Raw genomic sequence first — 11,769 nt, forward strand, 5'->3', positions numbered from 1 at the left:
GGTGGGTGGATGTGCTGTGGTGTCGGGTGCTGCGTTGGTCGGGATCAGATGCCCTTGGGTTTGAGGAGGTCCTCCGCGAGACCGGCGATCCAGTCGATGAGGAGGGCGATGCAGGCGACGAGGACGGCGCCGACGATCAGAACGGGGAAGCGCTGGAGTTTCAGGCCGTTGACGATCATGTCGCCGAGCCCGCCGGCGTTGATGAAGGTCGCGATGGTGGCGACGCCGACGCAGAACACGAGCGAGGTGCGGAGACCCGCGAGGATCACCGGCTGTGCGAGCGGGAGCTCGATGCGCAACAGGACCTGGTTCGGCGTCATCCCCATGCCTCGCGCGGACTCACGCACGTTCGCGTCGACCTGTTGCAGGCCGATCATGGTGTTGCGGAGCACGGGGAGGAATGCATAGATCACGAGGGCGACGAGCGCCGTGGTGTAGCCCGTCTGCCAGACGATGGCCAAGAGGATGACGACACCGACCGCGGGAGTCGCCTGCCCCACGTTCGCGATGCCGAGAATGGTGCCGCGCAGTGCCCGTGAGCGTGTCCGGCTGAGCAGGATGCCCGTCGGGATCGCGAGCACTGCGACGAGAGCCGAGGCCACGACGGTGAGGCTGAGGTGCTCACCGACGCGGAGCGTGATGTAGGTCCAGTTGAGCGTTCGCTCCTCGATGGAGTCGAGCTGGATGGAGGACAACCAGATCAGGAGCGCGGCGAGCGCGACCACGACGATGATCGGCACGGTGAAGCGCTTGAGCGTCCAGAAGCGTTCCCGGACCGGCTGTTGCCGAGCGGTCGCGATCGCCATGGTGGCGGATTCGATGCTCATCTCACGCCCCGGCGCTCGTCGAGGGCAGCTCGGCCCCGAGGGCTTGCGAGATGCGCTCCATGTCGAGCGAGCCGACGACCCGGCCGTCGGAGACGACATCGATCGCGGGCGAGCCGTTCAGGACGAGGGCGTCGAGCGCATCGCGGAGGCTGTCGCCGATGTCCACGGTCAACGGGCCGGCTCCGCTCGCAGCGCCCAGTCCGGCATCCGCCACGGGCAGGAGCGCGAGCCGCTTGAGCGCGGCGCCCTTGCCGATGAAGGAGGAGACGTAGGCGTTGGCCGGCTCCGCGAGGATGTTCGCCGGGGTGTCGAACTGTTCGATGTGGCTTCGTTCGCTCAGCACCGCGATGCGGTCGCCGAGCTTGATGGCCTCGTCGAAGTCGTGCGTCACGAAGATGATCGACTTGCCGATGCTCGCCTGGAGTCGGAGGAACTCGGCCTGCAGCTTCTCCCGCGTGATCGGGTCGGTCGCACCGAACGGCTCGTCCATCAGCATCACCGGCGGGTCTGCGGCGAGCGCCCGGGCGACGCCGACCCGCTGCTGTTGACCGCCGGAGAGCTGTTTCGGGTAGCGGTTCGCGAAGACACCGGGGTCGAGTTGGACGGTCTGCAGGAGTTCGTCGATGCGTTCGGCGGTCCGCTGTTTCGTCCACCCGAGCAGCTTCGGCACGACGCCGATGTTCTCCGCGATCGTCATGTGCGGGAACAGCCCGATCTGCTGGATGACGTAGCCGATGTGCCGGCGGAGCTCGTTCGGGTCGAGCGAGAGCACATCGCGGCCGTCGATCGAGATCGAACCGGAGGTCGGCTCGATGATGCGGTTCACCATCTTCATCGTGGTGGTCTTGCCACAACCGGACGGTCCGACGAACATGATGAGCTCGCCCGGATCCACGGTCATCGAGAACTCCTCGACGGCCGGAGCGTCCTGGCCCGCGTAGACCTTCGTGACGTGGTCGAGCACGATGCTCGCACCGTCGGTCTTGCGGGCGATGGCGGTGATGGCGGTATCCGTTGATTCAGACACGAAGCCCCCTCGAGGTCGAGTAGCGGGTGATGAGGACGAAGAGCCCGTCGACGACGAGCGCGAGGATGATGACGCCGACGGTCCCGGTGAGCGCGAAGTTCAGAGCGTTCTTCGAGCCGAGCGACGACAATCCCTGGAAGATGAGCTGGCCGAGCCCGGGACCCGCGACATAGGCGGCGATCGCGGCGATGCCGATGGTGAGTTGCGCGGCCACGCGGACCCCGGTGAGGATGATCGGCCACGCGATCGGCAACTGGATCGTGAAGAGGACCCGAGTCGGGCTCATCCCCATTCCTCGCGCCGACTCCATGATCGCCGGGGACACCTCGCGCAGACCGACGACGGTGTTCCGCACGATCGGGAGGAGCGAGTAGAAGACCAGCGAGATCACGGTGGGGGTCCAGCCGAGGCCGAAGATCGGCGTGATGAGCGCGAGCAGGGCGAGCGACGGGATGGTGAGGGCGACGCCGGCCGCAGCGATCGTCACCGAGCGGGGGACGGGCTTGTTCCAGACGAGGAGCCCGATGCCGATGCCGACGAGCATCGCGATGATGAGCGAGAGGGCGACGACCGCGAGGTGCTGGGCGACGAGCTCGAGGATGTCGTCCCAGCGTCTGCTCCAGAAGCGGAGCAGGCCATCGAGATCGAATGTGGTCACCGAGATGCCTCCGTACTCATCGTTGAGGGGATCCGGTGCGTCATGCGCCGGTTCAGACATCCGGAACTCTATGGTTCGAGTTTCTATTTACACAACGCCAATTGTGTATATGGCAAATTTGTCGAGTACGCGCGACTGAGCGGAGGCGGATCGTCGCCTGGCGAACGGCCGGACGACGACATGCCTCCCCTCAGGAGTGCCGGGACGGCTCAGTCGAGGGCGAGCACCCGCCCGGTGCCGACCCCCTCGACGGCACGGACGAACGCCAGGCCGACCACGTCGGACGCGACCGGAGGGAAGCCCGGGAACGCGTCGTGGTAGCCGGTGGCCTCGGCCAGCACCGTGGGGCTGACGGCGTTGATGCGGATGCCGCGCGGGAGTTCCGGGGCGGCACCGATCACGAAGGACTCGACCGCCCCGTTGGCCATCGAGGCCGCAGCACCCGTCGCGATCGGCTCGCGGGCGAGGATGCCCGTCGTGAGCGTGAAGGAGCCACCGTCGCGGACGAACGGGGTCCCGATGCGCACGACGTCGAGCTGGCTGAGCACCTTGCCGAGGAAGGCCGCACGGTAGTCGTCGCGCGTCAACTCCTCGACGGGCTTGAACGGGACCGATCCGACGGCGACGATGACCGCGTCGACCTCGCCCACCTCGGCGAACAGCGCCTCGATCGACGCCTCGTCGGTGGTGTCGACGGCAGGCGTCGTCGAGCGCGACACCGCGATCACCTCGTGACGCTCTGCGAGGGCGTCCTGCGCCGCTCGTCCGACATGTCCACTCGCACCGATCAACAGCATTCTCATGCGGGCGACGCTAGCACCGGCTCCCGACGGCGGCATCGTCGATCGACGGCGTCAGTGGGCGTCGTCCATCCCGGTGACGTGGACGGCGTAGCCGTGGCAGCCGGCGAGCTTCCAGTCGTACGGTTGATCGTCGGGGTTCGTCCCCCACCGGGCCAGGAAGGCGGCGTCGGTCGTCTCGCTCATGACCATGCCGAAGAGTGCATCCAGGATCTTCGATCGGTCGTTCGTCCACGCGTACCAGAACCCCTGATCAGCCATGCACTTCGCGATGATCTGCTGCTGTGCCTCCCAGATCCCGTCACTGAGGTACGAGTCGGTGCTGGGCACGATCGAAGCCGGGTCGGTGGTCGCGTCGTACCAACCCTCCGGCGTCTGCGAGTAGTCGACGCCGGACGCCGGCGAGACGGGTTCGCCAGCGTCCGGCGTGGCAGTGGGATCCGCGGGCACCACGGGTTCGACGGGCGGGAGTTCGTCGAGCGACGCTGCGGCCTCGGCGACCGCTTCGAGGGATCGCGCGTCGTCAGCGGCCGCCTGGGCGTTCGACACCCCGATGAACACCCCGCCGGCCGCCACCGCGAGCACCCCGCTCATCGCGATGCCGAGCCCGATCCGTCGACGGAGCGTTCCGGGACTCCGGCGGACGGGTGCCACCTCCTGCGCCGCCTCTGGCCCGTCGTGGATCTCGTTCCCGCTCATACCGTCTCCCCCTGCATCGACGCCGCTGCGTCCCGTTCCGCCGTTCGACGGCCCCCCGGCCACCACCACACGGCGGCTCCGATGAACCCGAGTGCAGCACCCACTCCGATCGCCACACTCATCACCCACCACGGTTCGACACCGGCTCCGTGCGAACTCAGACGGGACACGATGAGCACGCCGGTCGCGCTGACGCGGTACATGATGTCGCCCGCGAGCACGCCGATGAGGACCGCTGCGGGCGCAAGGAGCCCCGCGCCGAGCCATCGACTGCGTCGCCGCAGCGACAGCACGAGCCCCACGACGCCCAGGACCGCGGCGACCGCCACACCGAGCGCGCCCGCCGGCACCTCGACGACGTCGCCGATGACGAGCGCACGGAGGATGCGGACGAGGAGGAACAGTGCCGCTCCGGTGACCAGGGCGCCGCCCGTGACCACGAGGGCTGCGAGGACGTCGCCGGCCCGCCGCATGCCGAGCGGCATCGGATCGACGCCGTGGCCCGCGCGCAACTGCCCGGAGCGCCACGAGAGGTCGTGCGGGATCCCACGGATGGCCCGCAGCATGATGTCACGCCGGAGCCGTTGCGGCGTGACGCCCGCCTCCTGGGCCCAGACGGCGTGCTCGTGCAGGTCGGACGCGATCTCGTCGCGGCGCTCCCCGGCGACATCGGGCGAGAGGTCGCGGGTGTACCACCCGCACCAGTTCAGGACCCGGTGGGCGGCTGTGCGGTACTCCGGCGTCCGGATGGCGGTCACGCGATCGCCCCCTGCGTCCATGCCGCACCCGCCGGCCTCGCCGCGGCGGCCTGCTCTCCGGCGATCCTCGCGTGCTCCCGATCCCGGGCCGTCGCGCCTTCACCGGTGATCCGGTACAGCCGCCGACGGGGGCGACCCTCCGCCTCCGCGACCTCCGGGTCCTCCCAGGTCGCCTCGATCAGGCCGGCGTCGGCCATCCGCGACAAGGCCTTGTAGAGCGTGCCGTGGGCGGTGAGGGCGGCGTCCCCGGCTTCGGCGAGCTGCTTGGCGAGGGCGAACCCGTAGAAGCTCCCCTCGGTCGACTGCAAGACGGTGCCGACGTCGAGGATGTCGAGCTCGAGCGGGAAGAGCGTGCCGGGTCGTCTGCGTGCCATGGAGCCACTATAGGAAGATAGGTTCCGATACGTCAAGCTGCCCTCGCGCTGAATTGCCCAAAACTGCACACGTACCGCCGGTTTCCGTGCAATTCCAGGCGACTCAGCGGGGGTCAGCTCCCGTCGCGGAGGTCCGTCGGGGGTGTTGCACCGAACGCGATCTCGTCGAACCGCGCCTCGCAGGGCGGACCGAGCGGCGCCTGCGAGAGGAACCCGACGCGCACCGGGGCGTCGCTGTGCAGACGGAAGACCCGGACGAAGTCCCACGTGACACCGTCGGTCGAGCTGTGGAACGCCCAGGCCTCACCGAGACGGCTGACACGCATCCACACGTGGTCGGCCGTGACGTGCGTCGAGTTCACGTCGTCCGACCAGGTGTTCGTCACGACGCTCACCACCATCGCCTGCCCCTGCGGCGACTGCTCGAAGCAGAGCTTGGCCCAGTGCTCGTCGTCGATCCAGAGTGCGAGGGCACCGGCGTCGAAAGTACTGCGCTCGCCCACGACCGCGACCCGTGCCGAGAGCGTGAAGTGGTCGGGTGCGTCGAAGGCGAGCGCCGTGGCACGCAACTCACGCGGCCCACCGAGCGAGCTGTTGCTCCAGTCGACGCCGGCGGCGGAGGTGAGGGTGAGCGCTCCGGCATCGGCGTCGAACGATGCGATTCCGGGGGTCGAGGTCCAGGCTAGGTCGGGAAGCCCGTCGATGCGGGTCACGTCGGTGTGCATGGTCCGACCCTATCGGGACCGCACGTTCCCCTGAGTCGCCCGGATCTGCTCGGCATCCGGCCGACTCCGTGCAGATCCGGGCAGCTCAGCGAGGCGCCGGGACGTCGACGACGCGTTCCTCCCCGACGGCTACGGCGAGCGAACCGTTGGAGGCCGACGCGACGTCCGCCTGGAGCCGCTCCAGCTCCGCCGGCGGGACCCACAGTTCCAGCTCCGCCTGCGCCCCGTAGGTCTGATCGCCGAGCGTCGCGCCGTGGCTACCGGCCCAATCGCGCAGCAGGTTGTCGTACCGCCCGGCGTCGGCGTGCGGGACGACGAGGGTCGCGCGGGTCAGCGTCTCACGGCGCACGAGCGCGGCGAGGTCGAGCGTCTCGGAGGCCGCGGACGAGTACGCACGGACGAGCCCGCCCGCCCCGAGCTTGACGCCGCCGAAATACCGCGTGACGACGACGACCACGTCGGTCAGCTCGCGCCGCCGGATGACCTCGAGGATCGGCATCCCCGCCGTGCCGGACGGTTCACCGTCGTCGGACGAGCGGGCCTGGTCGCCGAGCAGCCCGGTGACCATCGCGACGCAGTGGTGTCGTGCGTCCCACGCCTGCTTCTTCACCCGCGCGATGACCGCTTCGGCGTCCTCCGGCGACGCGACCGGGTGAGCGAGGCCGAGGAAGCGCGACTTCTTGATCACGAGTTCGTGCTCGACCGGCGCAGCGATCGTCGCCGGGTACTGCCGCGCGGTGGTCATCCGTCCGAGCGTACTCGGCCACTGCGCTGGAGGGGCCGGCCGGCTACGGACGCAGCACGTCGTCGGCCGGGTGGGCCTGCACGTGCCCACGGACGAAGATCAAGCCGATCACGGCCACGAGCATGATGAGCAGGTTGGCCGGACCGGCGATCGCCAGGAACACGCTCTGACCGGCGGCCGCTCCCGCGTGGTCGATCCCACCGGTCGAGAGGAAGAGCGTCGGGTCGTAGAGTCCGTGGATCAGGATCGGCCAGATGAGGTTGCCGGTCACCCGGAGCGTCAGGTACATGCACACGCCGAATCCGAAGGTGTAGACGACGGTCACGAGCACGGTCGTGACCGGTTGACCCGACAGGAGGTTGGACGCGTGCAGCAGCGCGAAGACCAGCGAGGAGATCACCATCACGATCCACTCCGAACTTCCGGCGTCGCGCAGCATCTTCACGACCAGACCGCGGGTCAGGATCTCCTCGGCGAACCCGATGAACACGCCGGACAGCATCGCGACCACGACCACGGAACCCTCGTAGCTCCCGTAGTCGATGCCGAGCAACCGCAGGACGACCGCGGCGAGGATCACGATCGGAGCAGCCCACATCCACCAGCGTCCCCGGATCGGCTGCTTCGCGAAGAGCTCCCGGAACCAGCCGACCGAGAGCACGAAGCCGGCCAGAAGGACGGAGCCGATGATGAGCGGCAGCATGAGCCCGAAGAACACGCTCTGCGGGGTCGCGAAGAGGTCCTCGCCGATCTGCGATTTGAAGAGCTGCCCGACGACCCAGCCGGCCCCGAGGTAGAGGGCGAGGTAGACGATGGCCAGCAGGAATGCCCGGCCGATACCGCCCTTCGCCCAGAAGTCGTGCCATCCGTTGGTGGTGAGTGTCCGCTGACCTCTGTGCCCGTGACCTCTGTGCTCGCCCATGCGTCGATCCAACCACTCAACGGGCCCGAGCGTCGGACAATCCGGGAGGTCAGTCGGCGAGCGCCGCCGCGGCGTTGCTCCAGACCGCGTAGAGGACGAAACCGCCGAGGGCGAGGAGCCCGAGCACCGGTTGAGCGAGGACGATGACCGCCCAGGCGGCCAGGAGGACAAGCGAGAGCAGCGAGGTGCCTGGCCGACGGACGGTCCGGACGAGCCCGCCGAGCAGCTGTGCCCGGAACCGCAGGCCCGGAGCGGCCGCCAGCCCGGCGAACACGCCGAAGGTTGCGACGACCGCGAGCAGCAGCACGACGACGAGCAGCGGCCCGAGCAGCATCGCGAACGGCGTCCCCCACACGGCGACGATGTCGATCACGACGACGAAGGTGAGCGCGCACACGAGCGACCACACGGCGAGCGCCGGTCGCCACGTCCGCAGCAGGCCGATCCCGACCTCCCGCAGTGGCCCCGCATCGGCGGCGTCGCGCGACCGCTGGAACGACCAGCAACCGGCGGCGAAGGCGGGGCCGAGCGGGAGCGAGCACAGCAGCAGGAACGGCCAGCTCGCGAGCGGCTCGGCGACGAGGACGATCGCGGCCGCCAGCGGGAGCGCGCCGACCCCGACGCCGACGCCCACCATGAGGGATCGGTACACGACGCCGAACACCGACTCGAAGGTCTCCCGGCGCGGCTGCAGCAGTCCGCGCACGCCGCCGGCACGGCTGTCCGCCCGCCGCTCGGTCACCGCGGTCATCCCTTCATCCCGCTCGTCGCGATGCCCTGGATGAAGTAGCGCTGGCCGAGGAGGAAGATCAGCACGATAGGGATGACGGAGACGACGGACCCGGCCATGATGAGCGCGTACTCGGCGTCGTACTGCCCGACGAAGGAGCGCAGACCGAGCTGCACGGTCCAGAGGTCGTTGCTCGTCAGATAGATGAACGGACCCATGTAGTCGTTCCAGGTGGAGACGAAGGTCAGCAGCGCGAGACTCGCGAGCGCCGGCTTGGTGAGCGGCAGGATGATCCGCCACCAGATCGCGTACTCGTTGAGGCCGTCGATGCGGGCGGCCTCGCTCAGTTCGTCGGGGATGGTCAGGTAGTACTGCCGCATGAGGAACACCCCGAAGGCGCCGAACGCCTGCAGCAGGATGATCGAGAGGTGCGTGTTCACGAGGCCGGCGTTCTGCATCATGATGTACTGCGGGATCATGTAGGCCTGCCACGGCACCGCGATCGTCGCGATGTAGGCCACGAACAGGACGTCACGTCCCTTGAAGTGCATCTTCGAGAAGCCGTAGGCGGCGAAGCTCCCGGTGAGCACCTGCAGGATCGTGATGGTGACCGATAGGAACAGCGAGTTCTTGAGGTAGGTCAGCATCGGGATGCGGGTCCAGATGTCGACGTAGTTCTGCCAGACGAACTCGGTGGGGATCCACTGGACGGGGATCGAGAACACCTCGTTGTTCTGCTTGAGCGACGACGAGACCATCCAGAAGAACGGGACGAAGATGATCGCCGTCAGTGCCGCAAGCATGATGTAGATGAGCACGCGGCGCAGCGGCGAGATCGGACCGTGGCGGCGCACCCGGGTGCGCTTGCCTCCAGCACCGGGCAGCACGGGCGGGGTGATGGCGTCGGTGACCTCGGCGATCGCGACCTCCGCCGACGACGGGACCGTGGACGAGGCACGCGTGGTGGCACTGGTCGACATCAGCGTTCCTTCCTCTGCTGCAGCTTGAACTGGACGACGGTGAAGACGAGCACGATGACGAACAGCACGAGCGAGATCGCCGAGGAGTATCCGAAGCGGTTCTCGGTGATGCCCTCGCGGTAGATGAGCTGCGAGAGGACGAGCGTGGACCGGCCTGGGCCGCCTCCCGTCATGACGACGATGAGGTCGAACACCTTGAAGCTCGCGATCGTCACCATGATGAGGACGAAGAACGTCGTCGGACGCAGCGACGGGATCGTGATGTTCCAGAACCGCTGCCAGGCGTTCGCACCGTCGACCTCGGCGGCCTCGTAGTACTCCTGCGGGATCGCCTGGAGCCCCGCGAGGTAGAGCACCATGTAGTAGCCCATGTCGCGCCACACGCTCGTGATGATCACGGCCGGCATCGCCCACGCGGAGCTCGTCGTCCAGCCGGGCGGGTCCGCGACACCGATGAGCTCGAGGAACTGGTTGATCGGGCCGGCGGTGGGGTTGAAGAGCATGTTCCACACGACGGCGACGGCGACGAGCGAGGTGATGTACGGGAAGAACATCGCGGTGCGGAAGAAGCCGAGGCCGCGCAGCTTGCGGTTGAGGAGCAGTGCCAGGCCGAGCGACGCGAGGATCGTGAGCGGGATGTGGCCGGCCGCGTAATAGGCGGTGTTGCCGAGTGCGATCCAGAAGGACTCGTCACGCATCATGCGGGCGAAGTTCGCGAACCCGACCCACTCGGGCGGTGAGTACGAGTCCCACTTCATGAAGGCGATGACGAACGCCGCGCACATCGGGATGAGGGTCAGGAGGGCGAAGCCGATGAAGTTCGGCAGGATGAAGCTCCAGCCGACGAGCGCATTCCTGCGGACGCGACTGCTGGAGCGGGTGCGTTGCGGTGGGGCTGCGATCGCCATGACGAGCCTTTCGAGGACGGTGGTGCGGGGTCGGTGGGGACGCGCCGGGCGGACGCGGGGATCGCGGGGCCGAGCGTGCCGGCCCCGCGATCGCGACTAGTCGACGAGGACGTCGTTCTTGACGCGGTCCTGCATCTTCGTGATGGCGTCGTCGACGTCCGACTCGCCGACCATGATGAGGTCGTGCTCCTCGTCGAGGATCGAGCTGACGTCGGAGGAGTACTCGCTCACGGGCATCTCGAGGACGACGTCCTTCGGCTCCTGGAACGCCTTGGCCGAGAGGTCGTCGGTCGGGAGGGCCGTGAACGCCGCGGTGACGTCGTCGGACTGGTACGCGGGGACGACACCGATCGCGGCGATGGCCTTCGCGCCGGCCTCACTCGCGGCGAACTCGAGGAAGGTCTTCGCGGCGGCCTGGTGCGTGGAGTTCTTGTTGACGGCGAACGCGGTCGGCGAACCGAACGTCACCGTCTCCTCACCGGCCTTGAGCTGCGGCATCTGCGCGACACCCCAGTCGACGTCGGTCGCGCCGCTCTCGATCGACTGCGCGATGCCCGCGATGTACCAGGTGCCCATCGGCATCATCGCGGCCTTGCCGGTCTCGAACATGGTTCGGTAGCTGATCTGCTGGGTCTTGGCCGTGCCGTAGTCGAGCGCGTAGCCCTTGTCCTGCAGGTCGAGGGTGAGGTCGTACTGGTCTTGCATGAAGCCGTAGTCGCCGCTGATCAGGTCGCCGCCGGTCTGTGCTGCGGCGATCGACTGGACGACGGAGCGCCAATAGTGGTTGTACGTGCCGTAGACCTTGGAGTCGCCGTCGCCCGAGGTGAGCTTCGCCGCGATGTCCGCGTACTCGTCCCAGGTGAGGTTGTCGGGGTGCTCGATGCCGGCCGCGTCGAAGATGGCCTTGTTGTAGTACAGCAGCCAGAAGTCCTGGCGGTACGGCGCCGCGTAGTAGGTGTCGTCGAGGGCGAACGGCTCGATCCCGGCGAGCTTGTCCGCGCCGATGTCGTCGACGACGTCGCCCACGTCGACGAGCTGGCCACGGTTCGCGTAGCGCGCGTAATCGGTCACGTTCTTCATGGTGAGGACGTCGGTCTTGTCGCCGCCCGCGAGCATCGTCGTGACCTTGTCGGAGTAGTCGTCGGCGAGGATGTCGACGGGCTCGATCGTGATGTCGGGGTGCTCGGCCTCGAAGGCGTCGAAGAGCGCCTTGAACTCGGGCGTCTGGTCGTAGTTCCAGACCGAGACGCTGAGCGTGACGGGGCCGTCCTCGTCCTGCTGGGCGGAGCCGGCACCTGAGCAGCCGGTGAGGGCGAGGCCGGCTGCTGCGGCGATCGCGGAGATGGTCAGGATGGGTCGCTTCATTGCGGATGCTCCTCGGTGAGTAGTGGTGCTGTCGGTGGTGATGGCGGTGCTGGTGGCGGTGCTGGTGGGACGGGGATGCTGCGGGGTGGAGAGGTCGGTGCGCGTCAGTGCGACGCGGGCAGGTCGAGCGACGTCGTCGCGCCGTCCGGCCAGGTGATGGTGCGGGCGGTGGACCCGGCGACGCCCGCCATCGCCGGGGCGACGACGCCCGGCTGCGTGGCGCCGTCCAGGAGGAGCGCGAACGCGTGCCA

General features: G+C 68.2%; 14 protein-coding genes. All 14 read right to left on the reverse strand.

All coding sequences use genetic code 11. From position 1 onward, the window contains the following. Window positions 1-44: 44 nt before the first annotated feature. Window positions 45-827, reverse strand: coding sequence for an ABC transporter permease (locus tag IFT89_RS10650; protein ID WP_202938913.1), 783 nt, complete (start codon window positions 825-827; stop codon window positions 45-47). Window position 828: 1 nt separating this feature from the next. Continuing rightward, complete coding sequence (locus tag IFT89_RS10655) at window positions 829-1,854, reverse strand: ABC transporter ATP-binding protein (protein WP_307783494.1); 1,026 nt, start codon at window positions 1,852-1,854, stop codon at window positions 829-831. Next, entirely contained in the window at window positions 1,847-2,512 is a 666-nt protein-coding gene (locus IFT89_RS10660) for an ABC transporter permease (protein ID WP_307783495.1), read from the reverse strand. The genes IFT89_RS10655 and IFT89_RS10660 overlap by 8 nt, the downstream gene beginning before the upstream one ends. Before the next feature lie 209 nt (window positions 2,513-2,721). Then, a complete protein-coding gene (locus IFT89_RS10665; RefSeq protein ID WP_202938915.1) occupies window positions 2,722-3,315 on the reverse strand; it encodes a short chain dehydrogenase in 594 nt (197 codons plus the stop codon). A 51-nt stretch (window positions 3,316-3,366) separates the two neighbouring features. Next, the gene (locus IFT89_RS10670) at window positions 3,367-4,011 is read right to left on the reverse strand and encodes a hypothetical protein (RefSeq protein ID WP_202938916.1); all 645 of its coding nucleotides are present in this window, start codon (window positions 4,009-4,011) and stop codon (window positions 3,367-3,369) included. Next, window positions 4,008-4,769 carry a hypothetical protein gene (locus IFT89_RS10675; RefSeq protein ID WP_202938917.1) on the reverse strand — a complete coding sequence of 254 codons (762 nt, stop codon included), beginning with the start codon at window positions 4,767-4,769 and terminating at the stop codon, window positions 4,008-4,010. The genes IFT89_RS10670 and IFT89_RS10675 overlap by 4 nt, the downstream gene beginning before the upstream one ends. Then, window positions 4,766-5,143 carry a PadR family transcriptional regulator gene (locus IFT89_RS10680; RefSeq protein WP_159877445.1) on the reverse strand — a complete coding sequence of 126 codons (378 nt, stop codon included), beginning with the start codon at window positions 5,141-5,143 and terminating at the stop codon, window positions 4,766-4,768. The genes IFT89_RS10675 and IFT89_RS10680 overlap by 4 nt, the downstream gene beginning before the upstream one ends. Window positions 5,144-5,256: 113 nt before the next feature. Next, window positions 5,257-5,868 (reverse strand): DUF1349 domain-containing protein, encoded by a 612-nt coding sequence (locus IFT89_RS10685; RefSeq protein WP_192004425.1) that lies wholly within the window; start codon window positions 5,866-5,868, stop codon window positions 5,257-5,259. 85 nt (window positions 5,869-5,953) lie between these two features. Further along, window positions 5,954-6,613 (reverse strand): IMPACT family protein, encoded by a 660-nt coding sequence (locus IFT89_RS10690; RefSeq protein WP_202938918.1) that lies wholly within the window; start codon window positions 6,611-6,613, stop codon window positions 5,954-5,956. A 43-nt stretch (window positions 6,614-6,656) separates the two neighbouring features. Further along, window positions 6,657-7,535, reverse strand: coding sequence for a CPBP family intramembrane glutamic endopeptidase (locus IFT89_RS10695; protein WP_202938919.1), 879 nt, complete (start codon window positions 7,533-7,535; stop codon window positions 6,657-6,659). Between the two features lie 49 nt (window positions 7,536-7,584). Then, on the reverse strand, window positions 7,585-8,286 hold the full coding sequence (locus IFT89_RS10700) for a hypothetical protein (protein ID WP_137242438.1): 702 nt from the start codon (window positions 8,284-8,286) through the stop codon (window positions 7,585-7,587). Then, a complete protein-coding gene (locus IFT89_RS10705; protein WP_202938920.1) occupies window positions 8,283-9,245 on the reverse strand; it encodes a carbohydrate ABC transporter permease in 963 nt (320 codons plus the stop codon). Before IFT89_RS10705 ends, IFT89_RS10700 begins: the two co-directional genes overlap by 4 nt. Next, a complete protein-coding gene (locus IFT89_RS10710) occupies window positions 9,245-10,153 on the reverse strand; it encodes a carbohydrate ABC transporter permease (protein ID WP_124768540.1) in 909 nt (302 codons plus the stop codon). Before IFT89_RS10710 ends, IFT89_RS10705 begins: the two co-directional genes overlap by 1 nt. Window positions 10,154-10,249: 96 nt before the next feature. Continuing rightward, complete coding sequence (locus tag IFT89_RS10715; RefSeq protein ID WP_202938921.1) at window positions 10,250-11,518, reverse strand: ABC transporter substrate-binding protein; 1,269 nt, start codon at window positions 11,516-11,518, stop codon at window positions 10,250-10,252. Window positions 11,519-11,769 lie beyond the last annotated feature (251 nt).

This window comes from Plantibacter sp. CFBP 13570, from assembly GCF_014841395.1.
GTDB lineage: Bacteria > Actinomycetota > Actinomycetes > Actinomycetales > Microbacteriaceae > Plantibacter > Plantibacter auratus.